Here is a 19,830-nt window from a genome sequence, read left to right as displayed (position 1 = left end):
CTTCGTTTCAACAGGACAAACGACAATGCCCGTGTCCCAAACACGGGCATGACGAGGTGATTTTCGAGAATGCCACGCCATCATCAGAAGAAGAGTTCCGCGCCCGGCGGAGGCTCGCAACGCCAGTTGCGCGTCGGCGAGCAGGTTCGCCATGCGATGGCCGAGATTCTGGCGCAAGGCAACGTGCATGATGCGGATCTCGAAGGTCACATCATCACCGTGCCGGAGGTGCGGATGTCGCCCGACCTGAAGCTCGCGACGATCTACGTGATGCCGCTCGGTGGCCGCGACACCGAGATCGTCATCAGCGCACTCGAGCGCAACAAGAAGTTCCTGCGTGGCGAAGTGGCGCGGCGCGTTAACCTGAAATTTGCACCTGACATTCGCTTCCGCGTCGATGAGCGATTCGATGAAGCGGAACGGATCGAGAAGCTTTTGCGAACACCTGCGGTGCAGAAGGACCTGGAACAGGATCCGGATTCGGATCGGGAAGAAGAACGATGACGATGGACCCGGCTCACGACACGATCAGCGGCGAACAGGCCGATCAACGCGACGTGCAGACAAATAATTTTGCGGATCTGGGCAGCAAGTCTCAGCCGTACCAGGAGCCGCGCCGCGTCAACAACGATCCCCGCGCCAAGCAGCAGCAGAAGGGCAACCAGCCGCGCCGCGACCGGCGCGACGTCCACGGCTGGGTGGTGCTCGACAAGCCGATCGGGATGACCTCGACGCAAGCTGTCGCGGTGCTCAAGCGCCTGTTCAACGCCAAGCGCGCGGGACACGCCGGCACGCTCGATCCGCTCGCCTCGGGCGGCCTGCCGATCGCACTCGGCGAAGCCACCAAGACCGTCCCCTTCGTGATGGACGGCCGCAAGCGCTACCAGTTCACCGTGTGCTGGGGCGAGGAGCGCGATACCGACGACATCGAAGGGCGGGTGACCGCGACCTCCGACCAGCGCCCGACCCGGGACGCCATCCTGGCCCTGTTGCCCCGGTTCACCGGGGTGATCGAGCAGATCCCGCCGCGCTATTCCGCGATCAAGGTCCAGGGCGAGCGCGCCTATGACCTCGCGCGCGACGGCGAGGTCGTGGAGCTGGCGCCCCGCCCCGTCGAGATTCATCATTTAGCCCTTGTGGATCAACCGGATAACGACCGGGCCGTGTTCGAGGCGGAGTGCGGCAAGGGCACCTATGTGCGGGCGCTGGCCCGCGATATGGGCCGGATTCTCGGCACTTTTGGCCATATCTGCGCGCTGCGGCGGACCCTGGTCGGCCCATTTGGCGAAAACGACATGATTCCGCTGGATCAGTTGGAGGCTTTGTGCCATAGAGCCGCGTCCGGCGAGGGCAGCCTCGCCGACGCGCTTTTGCCCGTTGAGACCGCGCTGGACGACATCCCGGCACTGGCCGTCACTCGGGCTGATGCGGCAAGGCTCCACCGGGGCCAGGCCGTTTTGTTGCGCGGACGGGATGCGCCCACTTGTAGCGGCACAGTCTATGTCACGGTGGCAGGCCGTCTTTTGGCGCTTGCCGAAGTTGGCAATGGCGAAATCATCCCCAAGCGTGTGTTCAACCTGACCGGCCTGACTGCCAGCCCCGGTCGCAACGAGAGAAGTTGACGATGTCGATTGCCGCAGAACGCAAAGCGGAAGTCATCAAGACGAATGCCACCAAAGCCGGTGACACCGGCTCGCCCGAGGTTCAGGTCGCGATCCTGTCGGAACGCATCAACAATCTCACCAACCATTTCAAGACCCACGTGAAGGACAACCATTCGCGTCGCGGCCTCTTGAAGCTGGTCTCCACCCGCCGCTCGCTCCTCGACTACCTCAAGAAGAAGGACGAGGCGCGGTACAAGGCGCTGCTCGAGAAGCACAACATTCGTCGCTAAAGAGTTCCTGCGCGCGCCACTGGCGCGCGTTTTCGCGCGTGGTTTCGAACGAAAGCGCTTCTTTAAAGGTTTTTGATTGAGGCTGCGTGCGCGTCGGATGCGAGCCGTCGACGGTTGGCATCCGGGGCATGATGACGAAGACCACGGTTCGGTGTTCGCGTTCGTGCCGACTGACAGTCCAGCAGCAATCCGGCGGCTGGGCACAACGGGCAAGGCGCCCGTATGACCCGAAAGGATGGACGCCATCCGAAATCCAAAAACCATGGCAGGATCGCAGGCCGCTGGTCATCACGCCGATCAGCGTCCCGCAATCTTGCGCATGGTTTTTGTTTTTCGAAGCGTCCCTTCTTTCGAGAACCCATGAAAGAAGACCTCCTATGTTCAATAAGCATTCAGTCGAGATCGACTGGGGCGGACGCCCTCTCAAGCTTGAAACCGGCAAGATCGCCCGCCAGGCCGACGGCGCCGTCGTCGCCACCTATGGCGAGACCGTGGTGCTTGCCACCGTCGTCGCGGCGAAGGCGCCGCGCGAAGGCGTCGACTTCCTGCCGCTCACCGTCGATTACCAGGAGAAGACCTACGCTGCCGGCCGCATTCCCGGCGGCTATTTCAAGCGCGAGGGCCGTCCGACCGAGAAGGAGACGCTGGTCTCCCGCCTGATCGACCGCCCGATCCGCCCGCTGTTCGTCGACGGCTGGCGCAACGAGACCCAGGTGATCGTCACCGTGCTCTCGCACGACATGGAAAACGATCCCGATATCGTGGCGATGGTCGCGGCCTCCGCCGCGCTGACGCTGTCCGGCGCGCCCTTCAAAGGCCCGATCGGCGCAGCCCGCGTCGGCTTTGCCAATGACGAATTCGTCCTCAACCCGACGCTGGACGAGATGGTCGACACCCAGCTCGACCTCGTGGTGGCCGGCACTGCCGACGCCGTGCTGATGGTGGAATCAGAAGCCAAGGAGCTCAACGAAGACATCATGCTCGGCGCGGTGATGTTCGGTCATCGCCACTTCCAGCCGGTGATCAACGCGATCATCGAGCTCGCCGAGAAGGCCGCGAAGGAGCCGCGCGAAGTCACCGTGATCGACAATTCGGCGATCGAAAAGGAAATGCTCGGCTTGATCGAGCAGGAGCTGCGCGCCGCTTACGCAATCCCCGTGAAGCAGGAGCGCTATGCCGCCGTCGGCCTCGCCAAGGAAAAGGTGATGGCCCACTACTTCCCGGAAGGGCAGGAGCCGAAATACGACAAGCTCCGCATCGCCGGCGTGTTCAAGGAACTCGAGGCCAAAATCGTCCGCTGGAACATCCTCGACACCGGCAAGCGCATCGACGGCCGCGACTCCAAGACCGTGCGCAACATCGTCGCCGAAGTCGGCGTGCTGCCCCGCGCCCACGGCTCGGCGCTGTTCACCCGCGGCGAGACCCAGGCGATGGTCGTGACCACGCTCGGCACCGGTGAGGACGAGCAGTACATCGACGCGCTGTCGGGGACGTACAAGGAAACGTTCCTGCTGCACTACAACTTCCCGCCCTACTCGGTCGGCGAGACCGGCCGCCTCGGCGGCACCAAGCGCCGCGAGATCGGCCACGGCAAGCTCGCCTGGCGCGCGATCCACCCGGTGCTGCCGCCGCATCACGAGTTCCCCTACACCATCCGCGTGGTGTCGGAGATCACCGAATCCAACGGCTCCTCGTCGATGGCGTCGGTCTGCGGCGCCTCGCTGGCGCTGATGGACGCCGGCGTGCCGTTGAAGCGGCCGACCGCGGGCATCGCGATGGGCTTGATCCTCGAAGACAAGCGCTTCGCGGTTCTCTCGGACATCCTCGGTGACGAGGACCATCTCGGCGACATGGACTTCAAGGTGGCCGGCACCGAGCTGGGCATCACCTCGCTCCAGATGGACATCAAGATCGAGGGCATCACCGAGGAGATCATGCGCGTCGCCCTCGGGCAGGCCAAGGATGGGCGTATCCACATCCTCGGCGAAATGGCCAAGGCGCTCACCAACGCCCGCGCCGAGCTCGGCGAATACGCGCCGCGGATCGAGACGTTCAAGATCCCGACCGACAAGATCCGCGAAGTGATCGGCACCGGCGGCAAGGTGATCCGCGAGATCGTCGAGAAGACCGGCGCCAAGGTCAACATCGAGGACGACGGCACCGTGAAGGTCGCCTCCAGCGACGGCGAGGCGATGAAGGCCGCGATCAAGTGGATCAAGTCGATCGCGTCCGAGCCGGAAGTCGGCCAGATCTATGACGGCACCGTCGTCAAGGTGATGGAATTCGGCGCCTTCGTGAACTTCTTCGGCTCCAAGGACGGCCTCGTCCACATCAGCCAGCTCGCGTCCAACCGCGTGCAGAAGACCTCCGATGTCGTCAAGGAAGGCGACAAGGTTAAGGTCAAGCTGCTCGGCTTCGACGACCGCGGCAAGACCCGCCTGTCGATGAAGGTGGTCGACCAGACCACCGGCGAGGACCTCGAGGCCAAGGAGAAGGCCGCCGAGGGCGAGAAGGCCCCGCGCGAAGCGGCGGGCGAGTAAGTCTCGCCACACGGACAAAAACATGAAGGGCGGCCGAGAGGCCGCCCTTTTGTTTGTACTCGCCCCGGGAGCGCTGCGCTCCCTCTCCCGCAAGCGGGAGAGGTGCAGAGCCTCAAGCCGTGAGATCGAACCGGTCGAGATTCATCACCTTGGTCCAGGCCTTGGCGAAGTCCTTGACGAACTTCTCCTTGGAATCTGACGTGGCGTAGACCTCGGCGAAGGCGCGGAGCTGCGAGTGCGCGCCGAAGATGAGATCGACGCGCGTGCCGGTCCACTTGACCGCGTTGGTCTTGCGGTCGCGGGCCTCATAGGTGCCGTCAGCGCCGGCCGGCGTCCACTGCGTGCTCATGTCGAGCAGGTTGACGAAGAAGTCGTTGCTTAGCGTTCCCACCTTGGCGGTGAAGACGCCGTGCTTCGAACCGTTCGCATTGGCGCCGAGCACGCGCAGGCCGCCGACGAGCACCGTCATCTCCGGGCCGGTGAGCCGAAGCAGCTGCGCACGATCGACGAGCGCCTCCTCGGGCATCATGAACTGATGCCGCTTGCCGATATAGTTGCGGAAGCCATCGGCGCGCGGCTCCAGCGGTGCAAAAGAGGCTGCATCCGTCTGCTCCTGCGAGGCATCCATGCGGCCCGGCGTGAAGCCGACCTTGACCTCGACGCCGGCATCCTTTGCGGCCTTCTCGACCGCGGCGGTGCCACCGAGCACGATCAGGTCTGCGAGCGAGACCTTCTTCGCGCCGGACGAGGCGTTGAAGTCCTTCTGAATCGCTTCGAGCTTGCCGAGCACCTTGGAGAGCTGAGCGGGCTGGTTCACCTCCCAGTCCTTCTGCGGGGCGAGACGGATGCGCGCGCCGTTGGCGCCGCCGCGCTTGTCCGAGCCGCGGAACGTCGAGGCCGACGCCCAGGCGGTCGAAACCAGCTCCGACACGGACAGACCCGAGGCGAGGATCTTCGTCTTCAGCGAGGCGATGTCCTGTTCGCCGACCAGCTCGTGATTCACGGCCGGAATTGGATCCTGCCAGATCAGCGTCTCCTTCGGCACCAGCGGGCCGAGATAGCGCTGGATCGGACCCATGTCGCGGTGCGTGAGCTTGAACCAGGCGCGGGCGAAGGCGTCCGCGAATTGATCGGGATGCTCGAGAAAGCGTCGCGAGATCTTCTCATAGGCCGGATCGAAGCGGAGCGAGAGGTCCGTGGTCAGCATCGTCGGCCGATGCTTCTTCGACTTGTCGAAGGCATCAGGAATGATCGCCTCGGCATTCTTGGCCGTCCACTGGTGCGCGCCGCCGGGGCTCTTCGTCAGCTCCCATTCGTACTTGAACAGGTTCTCGAAGAAGTTGTTGCTCCACTTTGTCGGCGTGGTCGTCCATGTCACCTCGAGACCGCTGGTGATGGAATCGCCCGCAAGGCCCGTACCGTGCTTGCTCTTCCAGCCGAGGCCCTGATCTTCGAGCGCGCCCGCTTCCGGCTCCGGACCGACCAGCGACGGATCGCCCGCGCCGTGGGTCTTGCCGAACGTATGGCCGCCGGCGATCAGCGCGACGGTTTCCTCGTCGTTCATCGCCATGCGGAAGAAGGTCTCACGGATATCCTTGGCCGCGGCGATCGGATCCGGCTTGCCGTTCGGACCTTCCGGATTGACGTAGATGAGGCCCATCTGCACCGCGCCCAGCGGCTCGGCGAGCTGACGCTCACCGCTGTAGCGCTCATCGCCCAGCCAGGTCCCTTCGGGGCCCCAATAGAGCTCTTCGGGCTCCCAAACGTCGGCGCGGCCACCCGCGAAACCAAACGTCTTGAAGCCCATCGATTCCAGCGCGACGTTGCCCGCGAGCACCATCAGGTCGGCCCACGAAAGCTTGCGGCCGTATTTCTGCTTGATCGGCCACAGCAGCCGGCGCGCCTTGTCGAGGTTGGCGTTGTCGGGCCAGCTGTTGAGCGGCGCGAAGCGCTGCTGACCGGCGCCGGCGCCACCGCGGCCGTCGGTGATGCGGTAAGTGCCCGCGCTGTGCCAGGCCATGCGGATCATCAAGCCGCCGTAATGACCGAAGTCGGCCGGCCACCATTCCTGCGAGTCCGTCATCAGAGCGGTCAGGTCCTTGATGACCGCGTTCAGGTCGAGCGACTTGAACTCCTTGGCATAGTCGAATTCTTTACCCATCGGATCGGACAGGTCGGAATTCTTGTGCAGCACCTCGATATTGAGCTGCGTCGGCCACCAGTCGCGGTTTGAGCGCGCGGGTTTTCCGCCCGAAAACGGGCACTTCGAAGTGTCGTCCATGAATACCTCCTCTGGCGGCGGCGAACTCGCGCCCTTGACCAGGTAGAACCACTCTAAGCATCGCCTCCTATCAGGGGAAGTTGACTTTAATGATCGCTGCGATAGGATTTTCTGATGATAAACCTGACGCTGCGTCAGCTTCGCTATTTCGATGCGCTGGCGCGCCACGGCCATTTCGGCCGCGCCGCCGAGGCCTGCTCGATCTCACAGCCAGCCTTGTCGATGCAGATCAAGGAGTTGGAGGGGACCCTCGGTGGCCTGCTGCTGGAGCGTAGCGCGCGGCAGGTGGCGCTGACCCGGTTTGGCGAGGAGCTCGCGCAACGCGTCCGCGAAATTTTGCGCTCGGTCGATGAGCTCGGCGATTTCGCCCGGGCTTCACAGGATCGCTTCGCCGGCCGCCTGCGCATTGGCATGATCCCGACCATCGCGCCGTACCTCCTGCCCAAGATCACCAAGAATCTCACGCGCATGCATCCCGAGCTCGACATCCGCGTGCGCGAAACCATGACGCCGCGGCTGATCCAGGAGCTGGTCGAAGGCCGGCTCGACACCGCCATCGTCGCGCTGCCGGTGTCCGAGCCCTCGCTCACCGAGGTCGCGCTGTTCGACGAGAAATTCCTGCTGGTGCGGCCGGGCGCGGACGAGGGCACCCCGGTGCCGTCGCGCGAGATGATGCGCGAGATGCGGCTATTGCTGCTCGAAGAGGGGCACTGCTTCCGCGAACAGGCGCTGTCCTTCTGCAATATGCAATCGGCGCCGCCGCGCGAGATGCTGGATGCGAATTCGCTCTCGACGCTGGTCCAGATGGTCAGCGCCGGCATCGGCGTCACCCTGATTCCGGAGATGGCGGTGCCGGTGGAGACGCGATCGGCCTCGGTCTCGCTGGCGCGCTTCCGCGATCCCGAGCCATCCCGCACTATCGGCATGGTCTGGCGCAAGACCAGCCCGCTGGCGCGACAGCTGCTGCAAATCTCCGAAGTGGTGTGCCTGTCGGCCGGCAAGGCGCGCCCACGTCAGGCGGCGCGCAGCCTCACAGCCTGAGTTGCCGGATGTCGCAACCGATCATCCGCACCGCGCGCGCAGACGAACATGACGAGATCGCCCGCGTCTGGATGCTGAGCTGGGTCTCGACCGGCCTCGCCGAGGTCAGCGATTTCCTGCTGGCGAATCTCCGCGCCCGGATCCGACGCGAGATCGAGGACGGCTGGAGCCTGTTCGTCGCCGACGACAACGGCACGATCGCCGCGATGCTGGCGCTGCATCTGCCGAAGCGCTATCTCGACATGCTTTTCGTCGCGCCCGCTTATCAGGGCCAATCGCTCGGCCGGCGATTGCTCGCCTTCACACGCACGCAACTGCCTGACGAGATGTACCTGCGCTGCGTGCGCGAGAACGAAAAGGCTTGGCGCTGGTACGAGCGCGAAGGTTTCGTGTTCGAGAAGGAAGAGATCGAACCCTCGAACGGGTTCGTGATGAAATATTATCGATGGAAGAACAAGGGAGACGCGCCATGATCAAGCTTTATTGGTCACCCCGCTCGCGCTCGTTCACGACGCTCTGGTTGATGGAGGAGAGCGGTCTGCCTTACGAGCGCGTGCTGACCGACATCTCGATCGGCGCGCAGAAGGCGCCGGATTATTTGAAGATCAACCCGATGGGCAAAGTGCCGGCCTTGACCGACGGCGACGCCGCGCTCGGCGAGGCCGCTGCGATCTGCGCCTATATCGGCGATCGCTATCCCGAGACCAAGCTCGCTCCCGCTGTGACCGATCCGCGCCGCGCGCGCTATCTGCAATGGCTGTTCTTCTCGCCGAGCTGCATCGAGCCCGCCATCATCCAGATCTTCACCAAGATCGAGATCCCGACCTCGACCGCCGCCTGGGGCAGCGCGACGCAGGTCTTCGACGTGCTGGAAGCGGCGCTTCAGAAGGGACCGTGGATCTTGGGCGAGGATTTTTCCGCTGCTGACATCACCATCGGCTCGGGCCTGAACTTCGCAGTGCGTCTGTTCAAGATGGTGCCGTCGCGTCCGGTCTTCGACGCCTATCTCGCGCGCTGCATGGCCCGGCCGGCGTTCCAGCGCGCGGAGAAGATCGCGGCCGGCTAAATTTAGTCCGGCGACTTCAAGTCGTCCGGCTTCGGCATCAGGATGATGTTGTATCCGGAATCGACGTAGTGAATCTCGCCGGTCACGCCGCCCGACAGATCCGACAGCAGATACAGCGCCGAGCCGCCGAGCTCGTCGAGCGTGACGCCGCGGCGCAGCGGCGCATGTTTCTGCTGGAACGCGAACATCGCCCGCGCCTCACCGATGCCGGAGCCGGCGAGCGTACGGATGGGGCCTGCGGAGATTGCGTTGACGCGGATGCCGCGCGGCCCGAAATCCGCGGCGAGATAGCGCACCGAGGCTTCCAGCGCCGCCTTGGCCACACCCATCACGTTGTAATTCGGCATCGCCCGCATCGAGGCGCCGAAGGTCAGCGTGATCATGCTGCCGCCCTCTGTCATCAGCTCGGCGGCGCGCTTGGCGACTTCAGTGAACGAGAAGCAGGAGATCACCATGGTGCGCGAGAAATTCTCGCGGCTGGTGTCGGCGTAGCGGCCCTTCAGCTCGTTCTTGTCGGCGAAGCCGATCGCGTGGATCACGAAGTCGAGCTGGCCCCACTTGTCGCGGAGCGCTGCGAATGTGGCATCGACGCTGGTGATGTCCTCGACATCGCAAGGCAGCACCAGATCGACACCGAGCTGCTCCGCCAAGGGCTTGACGCGCTTGCCCAAGGCCTCGCCCTGGAAGGTGAAGGCCAGCTCGGCGCCCTGGGCATGCAGCGTCCTCGCCATGCCCCAGGCGATCGAATGATCATTGGCGATGCCCATGATCAGACCGCGCTTGCCTTTCATCAAACCTTCCATTGCTTCTTTGCTCCCACTATTCCGGGGTCATCGCCCGCGCAGGCAGGCGATCCAGTAATTCCCGAGGCGTATGTGATAGATCGAGAAAGCCACGGCGTACTGGATGCCCGCCTTCGCGGGCATGACAGCATCGCTAAATCACACATCCAGCCGGCTAAACACCAGAGTGGCGTTGGTGCCGCCGAAGCCGAAGGAGTTCGACAGCACGGTGCCGATCTTGACGTTGTCGATGCGCTTGCGCACGATCGGCATATCCGCGAACACGGGATCGAGCTCCTGGATGTGCGCGCTCTCGCAAATGAAGCCATTGTTCATCATCAGCAGCGAATAGATCGCCTCCTGCACGCCGGTGGCGCCCAGGGAGTGGCCGGTCAGCGCCTTGGTCGCGGAGATCGGCGGGCACTTCTCGCCGACGCCGAACACCCTTCGGATCGCCTCGATCTCCGGCGGATCGCCGGCAGGCGTCGAGGTCGCGTGCGGATTGATGTAGTCGACTTTGGTCTTCACCGTCGACATCGCCATGCGCATGCAGCGCTCGGCGCCTTCGCCTGATGGTGCAACCATGTCGTAACCGTCCGAGGTCGCGCCATAACCGACGATCTCGCCATAGATGCGCGCACCGCGCGCCTTGGCATGCTCGAGCTCTTCCAGCACCAGCACGCCGGCGCCGCCGGCGATGACGAATCCATCGCGATTGACGTCGTAGGGACGCGAGGCCGTGGCGGGCGTGTCATTGTACTTCGAGGACATCGCACCCATGGCATCGAACAGCACCGATAGCGACCAGTCCAGCTCCTCGCAGCCGCCTGCGAAGATGACGTCCTGCTTGCCGATCTGGATCGTCTCGTAGGCATTGCCGACGCAATGGTTCGAGGTCGCGCAGGCCGAGGAGATCGAGTAGTTCACGCCCTTGATCTTGAACCAGGTCGCCAGCGTCGCGGAGGCCGTGGAGGACATCGCCTTAGGCACCGCAAACGGGCCGACGCGCTTCGGCCCCTTGGTGCGGGTGATGTCGGCGGACTCGACGATGGTTCGCGCCGAGGGGCCGCCGGAGCCCATGATGATGCCGGTGCGGATGTTGGAGACTTCGTCGGGCGACAGACCGGAATCCTGGATCGCCTGCTCCATCGCGACGTGATTCCACGCCGCGCCCTGACCGAGGAAACGCATGGCGCGGCGGTCGACCACCGTCGATGGATCGAGTGTGGGCTCGCCTTGTACCTGCGAACGGAAGCCGAGCTCGGCATATTTCTCAGCCCGCGAAATGCCCGACTTCGCCTCGTGAAGGCTCGCAAGCACTTCCTGGGTGTTGTTTCCGATCGACGAGACGATGCCCATCCCGGTGACCACAACCCGCCTCATGACAGCCTCGCCTCAATCGTTGCCTTCTTGGTGATGCGCTCAGCCCAGGCTCGTGCCCTGCTTGAACAGGCCGACCTTCAGATCCTTGGCGCGATAAATAATCTGGTCATCGACCGAAAGCCACCCGTCGGCGATACCGAGCACGAGCTTTGCGCGCATCACGCGTTTGATATCGACGTTGTACACAACCTTGCGCGCGTCGGTCAGCACCTGGCCGCCGAACTTCAGCTCGCTGAGGCCGAGCGCGCGGCCGCGACCTTCGCCGCCGCTCCAGCCGAGATAAAAGCCGACCATCTGCCACAGCGCATCAAGTCCGAGGCAGCCGGGCATCACCGGGTCGTTTTTAAAGTGGCAGCCGAAGAACCAGAGGTCGGGCTTCACGTCGAGCTCGGCGCGCACCAAGCCCTTGCCGAACTCCCCGCCATTGTCGGCAATTTCCGTGATGCGGTCGAACATCAGCATCGGCGGCAGCGGCAACTGAGCATTGCCCGGGCCGAACATTTCGCCGCGGGCACACGCCAGCAGATCTTCGTATTCGTAACCGTTGCGCCTGTTCAGCATGCACGAGCCTCTGTTCTAATCCCGATTGAGCGGCGTTTTTTGGCGAAAATGGGCCCCGTCTCGGTCGGAGAGCAACGCCAATTGCCATCGTCAGGGGTACCTCCCGCAAGCCCGGATGGACTGCGGACCGGGCCACCATGCTTGGCTGCGCCAAATCGGCTAGGCGGAACCGCGCGCTCTCTAACACAGGCCATTTCGAGTGGCAAAGCGCGTCTATGAAGGTAAAATGACCGGCGCTTCGCGCGGTTCCAAGTTTGATTAGAACCTCTCTACTTGCGAGAAACTTGCACCTGCATCTTTCTGTCCTTATATTGCAGAGACATATAGTTCACGCGTGCCCGAAATCTGGATAATGAGCGAGAATACCGCGCCCCCTCACGACGACGACGTGCATTCCGCAGCCCTCTTGTCCGGCCGCCAGCCGGCCCTGACCGGTTGCCCGTGGCACGACGTCAACGAAATGCTCCAGTCCGCCGGGCTCCGTCCGACGCGCCAGCGCATGGCGCTCGGCTGGCTCCTGTTCGGCAAGGGTGCGCGCCACCTCACGGCTGAAATGCTCTACGAGGAAGCGACGCTGGCCAAGGTTCCGGTGTCGCTGGCGACCGTCTACAACACGCTGAACCAGCTCACCGATGCCGGCCTGCTCCGTCAGGTCAGCGTCGACGGCACCAAGACCTATTTCGACACCAACGTCACCACCCACCACCACTATTACCTCGAGAACAGCCATGAGCTGGTGGATATCGAGGATCCGCATCTGGCACTGTCCAAGATGCCCGAGGTGCCCGAGGGTTACGAGATCTCGCGCATCGACATGGTCGTGCGCCTGCGCAAGAAGCGCTGAGATTTGCTGAGATAATCTGAGATCGTCATGGCCGGGCTTGTCCCGGCCATTTTTCGTTTGCCCCGTCGTTCCGGGATGACACCTGCGGCGTCAATTCACCTGCTCGTCCGAGTACACGCCCCAGAGGCGCTCCTGCTGGATCCAGCCGTCGAAGCCGTTGCCGGTGACGTGACACCAGCCTGCGCTGCACTTCTTCACTTGCGTGACGACGCCGGCCTGGAGCTTGGCTGCGACCGCGCTGTCGGGATCGGGACGGTCGTAGATCGGCGCGAGGTCGTCCTTGTGCTTCATGGTGACGACCGCGGTACGGCGGCCCGACAGCAACGAGTGATAGACCCAGCCCTCGGCGCCTTCGGAATCACGCACCCGGCGCCAGTTCTCGAATTCAGCAGTGATTTCCACCGGCAGGCCGGCACGGGTATAGACCCAGGCCACGTCATTGTCCTTGGTCGGACCGGCGCGAACGTTGACGTGATCCGACTTGAGACTGACATAGCGCGGCACCGGCAGCCCGCTGGCGGTCTGGGGGGTGTTGTCCTTCGCCGAATGCGAGGGGCTGACCGAGGCAATCAACCAGGTGCAAACGAGCGCCATCACCGAACAAAAACGCCCCAACGCCATCAACCCGTCTCCTGTCGAAGACCCGCCCGAGGCGGATCCTCACCCCAAAATCCAAAACCCTGCCGCGTCAGCCCCTGTCCCGCCCCACGCGGATGTTCCCCAGAGCCAGGTCCGCAAGCCCTGACCCGTGGTTCTTGTCTTGGCCCGGCCTTCTGCTAGAGAGGACGGACGCTTTGAACAACCAGTTTGCCCCGATTTTCCGGCCGGAAATATCGGGAGAGCTTGAAGGAAACGCCGGGGACGACACGGCAAGGGCAGTGTCGAACAACCGGGTTAATGAGGCCTCAACGGCCGGCTTTTGGTGACAGAGGCGGGCTGCGAGGCCTCATGAGGGCAGGACATGTCGGTGAAGAAAAAGCCCCTCGTCGTTGTAACGCGCAAGCTGCCGGACTCGGTCGAGACGCGCATGCGCGAGCTGTTCGACGCGCGGATCAATCTCGACGACACGCCGATGTCGGCCGAGCAGATCGCGCAAGCCGCGCGCACCGCCGACGTGCTGGTTCCGACCGTGACCGACCACATCAGTGCCGATGTCATCAATCAGCCAGACTGCAAGCTCCGCCTGATCGCCAATTTCGGCAATGGCGTGGACAATATCGACGTCGAAGCCGCGCATGCCCGCGGCATCACCGTCACCAACACGCCAAAAGTTCTGACCGAAGACACCGCCGACATGACCATGGCGCTGATCCTCGCCGTACCCAGGCGGATGATCGAAGGCGCTTCGATCCTGACGGAAGGAAAGCCCTGGGCAGGCTGGTCGCCGACCTGGATGCTCGGCCATCGCATCGGGGGAAAACGGCTCGGCATCATCGGCATGGGCCGCATCGGCCAGGCGGTGGCGCGCCGCGCCCGCGCCTTCGGCCTGCAGATCCACTATCACAACCGCCGCCCGGTCGCGCCGAAGATCGCCGAGGAGCTGGGCGCGACCTATTGGGAGAGCCTCGACCAGATGCTGGCGCGGATGGACATCATCTCGGTGAACTGTCCGCACACGCCGGCGACCTATCATTTGCTCTCGGCGCGGCGACTGAAGCTGATCCGGAAAGACGCCTACATCGTCAACACCGCTCGCGGCGAAGTGACCGACGAGGACACGCTGATCAAGCTGATCGAAGGCGGCGAGATCGGCGGCGCCGGCCTCGACGTCTACGAGCATGAGCCCGCGGTCAACCCAAAACTGGTGCGGCTCGCCAAGGCGGGCAAGGTGACGCTGATGCCGCATATGGGCTCCGCCACCATCGAAGGCCGCGTCGAGATGGGCGAGAAGGTCATCATCAACATCCGCACCTTCCTCGATGCCCACAAGCCGCCGGATCGCGTGCTGCCGAGCATGCTCTAGGATCCATCCGTCTTGCGCTTCCGCCAACCTGCGACGAAATCGATGAAGGCCCGCAGCGCCGGCGGCACCTGGCGGCGGCTCGGATAGTAGAGGAGCGGTCCGGGAAACGGCTCGCACCAGTCCTCCATGAGGCTGACCAGCGCGCCGGACTTCACGGCGTCATGGACGTAGCCATCGAGCGTTGCCCAGATGCCGGCGCCGTCGAGTACAGCGCGCATGGCAAGATTCATATTGGTCGAAATCAGCTTGGCCGGCGGATCCACCTTCACGATTTGGCCGGCCTTCTCGAATTCCCAATCGTGCATGACGCCGCTCGAGTAGCGTGCGCGGATGCAATCATGGTCGAGCAGGTCCCTCGGATGTTTCGGCCTGCCGCGGCGCGCGACGTAGTCGGGCGATGCGACGACGATATAGCGCTGCGAGCCGCTTAGCGGAATCGCCACCATGTCCTGCGCGAGATGTTCGCCATAGCGCACGCCGGCATCGTAGCCGGCACTGACGATGTCGACGAAACCGCTCTCGGAAACGATGTCGAGATCGATTTGCGGATATGCTGCGAGGAACGGCCCCGCCATCGGCGCCAGCACGAGGTCGACCGCCGGCGGCGGCGCATTGATACGCAGGCGGCCCGAGGGGACCTCGCGCAGGCCCCGCACCAGATCCAAGGCCTCGCTGACGTCGCGCAAGGCGGGTGCGACGCGCGATAGCAGCAGTTCGCCCGCCTCGGTCAGCGCGACGCTGCGGGTGGTGCGGTTCATCAGGCGGACGCCGAGGCGCTCCTCCAGGTCCCGAAGCCGCTGGCTAAGGCTCGATACCGACACGCGAATATCTTGCGCCGCACGCCGGAAATTGCGGGTGCGGGCGATCGCCACGAAGACATCGAGATCGCGCAGGTCAGGCTCGGCCATTATTCGCTAGAATGAACAAGCTATTCTGGATTGTCCAGCTTATCGGCGCAATGGCCCAAGGGCATATCTGGCCTCGTCACGCGGCGCAGCCTGCCGCATCTTTCGAGGAGAGCCATCATGGAACAGCGCAAACTCGGTTCAACCGGCCCCACCGTTTCCGCCTTTGGGCTCGGCTGTATGGGCATGTCAGACCTCTACGGCCCCGCCGATCGCGGCGAGGCCATCGCCACGGTCCATGCGGCGCTCGATGCCGGCATCACACTGCTGGATACCGGCGACTTCTACGCCATGGGCCACAACGAGATGTTGGTCCGCGAGGCGCTGAAGGATACGTCACGCGACAAGGTCCAGATCAGCGTCAAATTCGGCGCGCTGCGCGGCCCGGCCGGCGAATTCGCCGGCATGGATTGCCGCCCCATAGCGATCAAGAATTTCCTGGCCTATACGCTGCAACGTCTCGGCACCGAGTATATCGACATCTACCGCCCGGCGCGGCTCGATCCGAACGTACCGATCGAGGAGACCATCGGCGGCCTCGCCGAACTGGTGAAGGCCGGCTACATCAGGCATATCGGCCTGTCCGAGGTCGGCTCCGACACCATCCGCCGCGCGCATGCCGTGCACCCGATCGCCGATCTCCAGATCGAATACTCGCTGATCGAGCGCGGCATCGAACGCGATATCCTCAAGACCTGCCGCGAGCTCGGCATTGGCATCACGGCCTATGGTGTGCTGGCGCGCGGACTGATCAGCGGCCATTGGACGAAGGACAGCGGCAAGGCCGGCAAGGACTACCGGCTGATGACACCGCGTTTCCAGGGCGCGAACCTCGACGCCAACCTCGCGCTGGTGGAGCAGCTTCGCGCGGTGGCGAACGAGATCCGCGCAACGCCGGCACAGGTTGCGATCGCCTGGGTGGCGGCGCAGGGCCAGGAGATCGTACCGCTGGTCGGCGCGAGAACCCGCACCCGTCTGGCCGAAGCACTCGGCGCAACCAAGGTGACGCTGACACAGGCTCATCTCGCAGCGCTGGCAAAGGCATTTCCGCCGGATGTCGCCGCCGGCACGCGCTATGCGGCCGAACAGATGGCGCATCTCGACAGCGAGAAGCCGGCCACGCGGTAGCGGCGATCAGGTGCGATGGGCGCTGAGATCAGTGATGACGGGCCCATCGCCGTTGAGCGGATTGGCGGGATCGCGCCCATAGCGCAGCGTCTCGAAGCGCATCGCGCGCGCATCGATCATCAGGAGGCGGCCGATGAGGCCGTCGCCAAAGCCGACGATCTCGCGGATCGCCTCCAGCGCCATCATCGAGCCGAGCACGCCCGCCAGCGCTCCCATGACGCCGGCCTCCGCACAGGCCGGCACCGTGCCAGGCGGCGGCGCCTCGGGAAACAGGCAGCGATAGGTCGGATTAAATTCGCCCTGCTCGTTCATCTCATGTGCACGGATGGTGGTGAGCGAGCCGTCGAAGGTGCCGAGCGCCGCCGTGATCAGCGGCCGCTTTGCAAAGAAGCAGGCGTCTGAGACCAGATAGCGCGTTGAGAAATTATCGGAGCCGTCGAGCACGAGGTCGTAATCGCCGATCAGGCCGAGTGCATTGTCGGCGTTGAGCCAGGTGGCGTGGCCGACGAATCGGACATGCGGATTGAGTGCCGCGATCCGCTCGGCCGCGCTTTCGACCTTGTGCCGGCCGATGTCGGGCGTCGTATGGATCACCTGTCGCTGGAGGTTGGACAGCGACACCACGTCGTCATCGACCACGCCCAGCGTGCCCACGCCGGCGGCGGCCAGATACATCAAGGCGGGCGCGCCGAGCCCGCCGGCGCCGATCACCAGCACCGAGGCCCGCTTCAGCGCAGCCTGTCCGGGACCGCCGACGTCGCGCAGCACGATATGACGGGCATAGCGTTCGAGTTCGTCCGGGCTCAGCATCGTCGTCCGCCTCTCTACACCCTCGCTATCGACCCTCGTGGTGCGGAGCGCGGAACGCGCTCTCCGGACGATGCTTCGCATCGCCCGGCGAACCATGAGGGCCCGGATCTCGCCTGCGGCCATTCTTCGAGACGCCGCTTGCGCGGCTCCTTCAGGATGAGCGGCACCGTCTGAACCACCGCGAGATTGGTCGCGACCAACGAGATGTGCTTCAATGACATGGCGTTCAATGGGCTGGCTGGATTTGTCATGAGATCGATGCTTGCGGCAACACTGATGTTTGCGGCCGCCACAGGCGCGAACGCCCAGATGACGGCGCCACAGGTCGCCGGTACCAAGCCGAAGACGGTCCAGACCGTGCCGACCCAGCCTCCCGCGATGCAGACTCCGTCGGCCACAATGGATGCCATGGCAAGAGCTGAGCGGCTGGCGCTTCAGTCAGACCTCGCCTGGGTCGGCCAGTATAATGGCGCCATCACCGGCGACGCCAGTGAGCGCATGGTCAATGCTATCAAGGAGTACCAGAAGGCCAAGGGCGGCAAGCCGACCGGCGTGCTCAATCCGCAGGAGCGCGCCGCGCTAGCCGAGGCGGCACGAAAGAAACAGGAGAGCGTCGGCTGGAAGATCGTGACCGAGCCGACCACCGGCGCCCGGCTCGGCATCCCCGGCAAGCTGGTGCCGCAGCAGGCGAGCGACGCCAGCGGCGCGAAATGGACTTCCCCGACCGGCACGGTTCAGGTGCTGCTCAGCCGCCGCAAGGAGGTGAAGCCGACATCGGCGAAGCTCGCCGATCTGGAGAAGGAGCCGTCTGGGCGCAAGGTCGATTACACCGTGGTCAAGCCCGACTTCTTCGTGCTGTCGGGATTGCAGGGTCTGAAGAAGTTCTACGTCCGCGGCACCTTCAAAGGCGACGAGGTTCGCACCATGACGATCCTCTACGACCAGGCAGCCGAGACCATTGTCGAGCCGGTCGTGATCGCGATGTCGAGCGCCTTCAATGCGTTTCCGTCGGGGCCACAAGCCGCGCCGCCGCCGCGCAAGACCGTCGATTACGGCACCGGAATTGTCGTCAGCGACGATGGCGCGATCGTCGCCGACCGCCTCGTCACCGATGGCTGTCTCACCATCACGATCGGCGGCTATGGCAGTGCCGACCGTCTCGCCGAGGACAAGGAGCACGATCTGGCGCTCCTGCACGTCTACGGCGCACGCGGCCTGAAGCCGCTCAGCCTCGCCGGCGGCGCAGCGAAGGCGAGTGTCGATGTCATCGGCATCGCCGATCCACAGAGCCAGGGCGGCGCGGCCGGCGTGTCGAGCCTCAAGGCTGCGCTGGCGCGGGTGACAAACGGCAGTTCCGCGCTGTCGCCTCCGCCGGCGCTCGGCTTCTCCGGCAGCCCGGCCATCGGCGCCGACGGCAGGTTTGCGGGCATCGCGCTGCTGAAGCCGGTGACGGTCGCAGGTCCCGCCACATCGGTGCCGGCGTCACAGGCGGTGCTGATCGCCGCGGAGACGGTGCGCGATTTCCTCAAGGCGAACGGTGTCGCGGCGAATGGCACATCGACGGATGCCAAAGCCGCGGTCGTCCGCGTGATCTGCGTGCGGAAGTAGGGTGCTGCAAGCATCTCCACTCTCGTGTCCCGGACGCGCTGCAGGCGTTGATGGCAGTGGTGAGACCGATGTAGCCGCGAGCTCCCGACCCTCTAGCGCGAGAGGGCGCGCACCGTGTCTCGATCAGCACGGCCAGTTATTTCTGGCATTTCGGGCACCAGAAGGTCGACCGGCCATTCTGCGTAAACCGCTTGATCGTGCCGCCGCAGCGAGGCGTCGTGCATTTCTCGCCTTCGCGGTCGTAGACCTTGAAGGAGTGCTGGAAATAGCCGAGCTCGCCCGAGGTCTGGCGATGGTCGCGCAAGCTCGATCCCCCGGCCTTGATCGCATCGTTCAGCACGGTGTGGATCGCGCCGACCAGGCGCTTGGCATGGTCCGTCGGCTCACCCTTCTTGGTCGATAGAGTCGCGGCGATCTGGCGCGGCGAAAGATGCGAGCGGTGCAGCGCTTCGCAGACATAGATGTTGCCGAGCCCCGCCACCACACGCTGGTCGAGCAGCGCCGCCTTCAAGCTCGTAGTCTTGCCGGCACAGGACCGTGCCAGCATCGCGGCATCGAACTCGTTGCCGAGCGGCTCGGGACCGAGTCCGCGCAGCAGCGGCTCTTCATCAAGCGCATCGCGCGCGATCACTTTCATGTAACCGAAGCGGCGCGGGTCGTTGAAGACGATGTCAGCGCCGGAGGACATCCGAAACAGCACGTGGTCGTGCGCGGAATCCTTGGCCCGCGGATAGTGAAACTCGCCAGGCTGCGCGTCGTTGTCCGGTCTGATGACACGAAACGAACCCGACATGCCCAGATGCATCAAGAGCACGTCGCCGGAGGCGAGATCGGCCATGAGATATTTTGCGCGGCGGCCGAGGCCGGTGACGACCTGCCCCTTGAGCCGCGCGACGAAGTCCGGCTGGAACGGAAAGCGCAAATCCGCCCGCCGGGCCTCCGCCTTGAGGATTTTCGCTCCCTCCATGACGGGCTGAAGGCCGCGGCGGACAGTCTCGACTTCGGGCAATTCAGGCATGTTCGG

19 protein-coding genes are annotated in these 19,830 nt (G+C 64.3%); 11 read left to right on the top strand and 8 right to left on the bottom strand.

The genetic code is table 11. From position 1 onward, the window contains the following. Positions 1-69: 69 nt before the first annotated feature. The 4 genes from rbfA (at position 70) to pnp (ending at position 4,434) form a co-directional block, all read left to right on the top strand. On the top strand, positions 70-504 hold the full coding sequence (gene rbfA, locus IVA98_RS10375; RefSeq protein WP_247334532.1) for a 30S ribosome-binding factor RbfA: 435 nt from the start codon (positions 70-72) through the stop codon (positions 502-504). Next, entirely contained in the window at positions 501-1,622 is a 1,122-nt protein-coding gene (gene truB / locus IVA98_RS10370; RefSeq protein WP_247354823.1) for a tRNA pseudouridine(55) synthase TruB, read from the top strand. The genes rbfA and truB overlap by 4 nt, the downstream gene beginning before the upstream one ends. Before the next feature lie 2 nt (positions 1,623-1,624). Continuing rightward, complete coding sequence (rpsO, locus tag IVA98_RS10365) at positions 1,625-1,894, top strand: 30S ribosomal protein S15 (protein WP_008540131.1); 270 nt, start codon at positions 1,625-1,627, stop codon at positions 1,892-1,894. 377 nt (positions 1,895-2,271) lie between these two features. Continuing rightward, a complete protein-coding gene (pnp, locus tag IVA98_RS10360; protein ID WP_247303863.1) occupies positions 2,272-4,434 on the top strand; it encodes a polyribonucleotide nucleotidyltransferase in 2,163 nt (720 codons plus the stop codon). 112 nt (positions 4,435-4,546) lie between these two features. On the opposite strand, the gene katG is transcribed toward pnp, so the two are convergent. Further along, the gene (gene katG / locus IVA98_RS10355; RefSeq protein ID WP_247303864.1) at positions 4,547-6,715 is read right to left on the bottom strand and encodes a catalase/peroxidase HPI; all 2,169 of its coding nucleotides are present in this window, start codon (positions 6,713-6,715) and stop codon (positions 4,547-4,549) included. A 114-nt stretch (positions 6,716-6,829) separates the two neighbouring features. Here katG and IVA98_RS10350 point away from each other — a divergent pair, with 114 nt between their 5' ends. The 3 genes from IVA98_RS10350 to IVA98_RS10340 are packed head-to-tail and all read left to right on the top strand — an operon-like array spanning position 6,830 to position 8,822. Then, a complete protein-coding gene (locus IVA98_RS10350; RefSeq protein ID WP_247303865.1) occupies positions 6,830-7,756 on the top strand; it encodes a hydrogen peroxide-inducible genes activator in 927 nt (308 codons plus the stop codon). 8 nt (positions 7,757-7,764) lie between these two features. After that, entirely contained in the window at positions 7,765-8,229 is a 465-nt protein-coding gene (locus IVA98_RS10345) for a GNAT family N-acetyltransferase (RefSeq protein WP_247303866.1), read from the top strand. Continuing rightward, the gene (locus tag IVA98_RS10340; protein ID WP_247354822.1) at positions 8,226-8,822 is read left to right on the top strand and encodes a glutathione S-transferase family protein; all 597 of its coding nucleotides are present in this window, start codon (positions 8,226-8,228) and stop codon (positions 8,820-8,822) included. Before IVA98_RS10345 ends, IVA98_RS10340 begins: the two co-directional genes overlap by 4 nt. Before the next feature lie 2 nt (positions 8,823-8,824). On the opposite strand, the gene fabI is transcribed toward IVA98_RS10340, so the two are convergent. From fabI to fabA, 3 genes are all read right to left on the bottom strand, one after another. Then, positions 8,825-9,625 (bottom strand): enoyl-ACP reductase FabI, encoded by an 801-nt coding sequence (gene fabI, locus IVA98_RS10335; protein ID WP_247303868.1) that lies wholly within the window; start codon positions 9,623-9,625, stop codon positions 8,825-8,827. A 138-nt stretch (positions 9,626-9,763) separates the two neighbouring features. Next, complete coding sequence (gene fabB, locus IVA98_RS10330) at positions 9,764-10,987, bottom strand: beta-ketoacyl-ACP synthase I (protein ID WP_247303869.1); 1,224 nt, start codon at positions 10,985-10,987, stop codon at positions 9,764-9,766. 39 nt (positions 10,988-11,026) lie between these two features. After that, positions 11,027-11,548 (bottom strand): 3-hydroxyacyl-[acyl-carrier-protein] dehydratase FabA, encoded by a 522-nt coding sequence (fabA, locus tag IVA98_RS10325; RefSeq protein WP_247303871.1) that lies wholly within the window; start codon positions 11,546-11,548, stop codon positions 11,027-11,029. A 352-nt stretch (positions 11,549-11,900) separates the two neighbouring features. On the opposite strand from fabA, the gene irrA reads away from it, so the two are divergent. After that, complete coding sequence (irrA, locus tag IVA98_RS10320) at positions 11,901-12,392, top strand: iron response transcriptional regulator IrrA (RefSeq protein WP_247276494.1); 492 nt, start codon at positions 11,901-11,903, stop codon at positions 12,390-12,392. 90 nt (positions 12,393-12,482) lie between these two features. On the opposite strand, the gene IVA98_RS10315 is transcribed toward irrA, so the two are convergent. Then, positions 12,483-13,013, bottom strand: coding sequence for an SH3 domain-containing protein (locus IVA98_RS10315; protein ID WP_247303873.1), 531 nt, complete (start codon positions 13,011-13,013; stop codon positions 12,483-12,485). 340 nt (positions 13,014-13,353) lie between these two features. On the opposite strand from IVA98_RS10315, the gene IVA98_RS10310 reads away from it, so the two are divergent. Further along, positions 13,354-14,355, top strand: coding sequence for a 2-hydroxyacid dehydrogenase (locus tag IVA98_RS10310; RefSeq protein WP_247303876.1), 1,002 nt, complete (start codon positions 13,354-13,356; stop codon positions 14,353-14,355). Here IVA98_RS10310 and IVA98_RS10305 read toward each other — a convergent pair. Next, a complete protein-coding gene (locus IVA98_RS10305; protein WP_247334527.1) occupies positions 14,352-15,263 on the bottom strand; it encodes a LysR family transcriptional regulator in 912 nt (303 codons plus the stop codon). The two genes, IVA98_RS10310 and IVA98_RS10305, sit on opposite strands and share 4 nt — an antisense overlap. A 117-nt stretch (positions 15,264-15,380) precedes the next feature. Between IVA98_RS10305 and IVA98_RS10300 the strand changes: the two genes are divergently transcribed. Further along, complete coding sequence (locus IVA98_RS10300) at positions 15,381-16,388, top strand: aldo/keto reductase (RefSeq protein WP_247303880.1); 1,008 nt, start codon at positions 15,381-15,383, stop codon at positions 16,386-16,388. Positions 16,389-16,394: 6 nt separating this feature from the next. Here the strand turns inward: IVA98_RS10300 and IVA98_RS10295 are convergent, their stop codons facing one another. Next, positions 16,395-17,198 carry a HesA/MoeB/ThiF family protein gene (locus IVA98_RS10295; RefSeq protein ID WP_247276499.1) on the bottom strand — a complete coding sequence of 268 codons (804 nt, stop codon included), beginning with the start codon at positions 17,196-17,198 and terminating at the stop codon, positions 16,395-16,397. A gap of 249 nt (positions 17,199-17,447) precedes the next feature. Here IVA98_RS10295 and IVA98_RS10290 point away from each other — a divergent pair, with 249 nt between their 5' ends. Continuing rightward, positions 17,448-18,806: a serine protease gene (locus IVA98_RS10290; RefSeq protein WP_247303882.1), complete on the top strand. Its 1,359-nt coding sequence runs from the start codon at positions 17,448-17,450 to the stop codon at positions 18,804-18,806. A 136-nt stretch (positions 18,807-18,942) separates the two neighbouring features. On the opposite strand, the gene mutM is transcribed toward IVA98_RS10290, so the two are convergent. Then, the gene (gene mutM / locus IVA98_RS10285; RefSeq protein WP_247303885.1) at positions 18,943-19,824 is read right to left on the bottom strand and encodes a bifunctional DNA-formamidopyrimidine glycosylase/DNA-(apurinic or apyrimidinic site) lyase; all 882 of its coding nucleotides are present in this window, start codon (positions 19,822-19,824) and stop codon (positions 18,943-18,945) included. Positions 19,825-19,830 lie beyond the last annotated feature (6 nt).

It is taken from the genome of Bradyrhizobium sp. 160, assembly GCF_023073735.1.
In the GTDB taxonomy this organism is placed as follows: domain Bacteria; phylum Pseudomonadota; class Alphaproteobacteria; order Rhizobiales; family Xanthobacteraceae; genus Bradyrhizobium.
The sequence above is the reverse complement of the archived record's forward strand: the minus strand, read 5'-3'. Positions and strand labels throughout refer to the sequence as shown.

Excerpts from the sequence above, each read along its gene's own strand:
- rbfA (WP_247334532.1), top strand. The coding sequence starts at position 70 with ATGCCACGCCATCATCAGAAGAAGAGTTCCGCGCCCGGCGGAGGCTCG.
- truB (WP_247354823.1), top strand. The coding sequence starts at position 501 with ATGACGATGGACCCGGCTCACGACACGATCAGCGGCGAACAGGCCGAT.
- rpsO (WP_008540131.1), top strand. The coding sequence starts at position 1,625 with ATGTCGATTGCCGCAGAACGCAAAGCGGAAGTCATCAAGACGAATGCC.
- pnp (WP_247303863.1), top strand. The coding sequence starts at position 2,272 with ATGTTCAATAAGCATTCAGTCGAGATCGACTGGGGCGGACGCCCTCTC.
- katG (WP_247303864.1), bottom strand. The coding sequence starts at position 6,715 with ATGGACGACACTTCGAAGTGCCCGTTTTCGGGCGGAAAACCCGCGCGC.
- IVA98_RS10350 (WP_247303865.1), top strand. The coding sequence starts at position 6,830 with ATGATAAACCTGACGCTGCGTCAGCTTCGCTATTTCGATGCGCTGGCG.
- IVA98_RS10345 (WP_247303866.1), top strand. The coding sequence starts at position 7,765 with ATGTCGCAACCGATCATCCGCACCGCGCGCGCAGACGAACATGACGAG.
- IVA98_RS10340 (WP_247354822.1), top strand. The coding sequence starts at position 8,226 with ATGATCAAGCTTTATTGGTCACCCCGCTCGCGCTCGTTCACGACGCTC.
- fabI (WP_247303868.1), bottom strand. The coding sequence starts at position 9,625 with ATGGAAGGTTTGATGAAAGGCAAGCGCGGTCTGATCATGGGCATCGCC.
- fabB (WP_247303869.1), bottom strand. The coding sequence starts at position 10,987 with ATGAGGCGGGTTGTGGTCACCGGGATGGGCATCGTCTCGTCGATCGGA.
- fabA (WP_247303871.1), bottom strand. The coding sequence starts at position 11,548 with ATGCTGAACAGGCGCAACGGTTACGAATACGAAGATCTGCTGGCGTGT.
- irrA (WP_247276494.1), top strand. The coding sequence starts at position 11,901 with ATGAGCGAGAATACCGCGCCCCCTCACGACGACGACGTGCATTCCGCA.
- IVA98_RS10315 (WP_247303873.1), bottom strand. The coding sequence starts at position 13,013 with ATGGCGTTGGGGCGTTTTTGTTCGGTGATGGCGCTCGTTTGCACCTGG.
- IVA98_RS10310 (WP_247303876.1), top strand. The coding sequence starts at position 13,354 with ATGTCGGTGAAGAAAAAGCCCCTCGTCGTTGTAACGCGCAAGCTGCCG.
- IVA98_RS10305 (WP_247334527.1), bottom strand. The coding sequence starts at position 15,263 with ATGGCCGAGCCTGACCTGCGCGATCTCGATGTCTTCGTGGCGATCGCC.
- IVA98_RS10300 (WP_247303880.1), top strand. The coding sequence starts at position 15,381 with ATGGAACAGCGCAAACTCGGTTCAACCGGCCCCACCGTTTCCGCCTTT.
- IVA98_RS10295 (WP_247276499.1), bottom strand. The coding sequence starts at position 17,198 with ATGCTGAGCCCGGACGAACTCGAACGCTATGCCCGTCATATCGTGCTG.
- IVA98_RS10290 (WP_247303882.1), top strand. The coding sequence starts at position 17,448 with ATGAGATCGATGCTTGCGGCAACACTGATGTTTGCGGCCGCCACAGGC.
- mutM (WP_247303885.1), bottom strand. The coding sequence starts at position 19,824 with ATGCCTGAATTGCCCGAAGTCGAGACTGTCCGCCGCGGCCTTCAGCCC.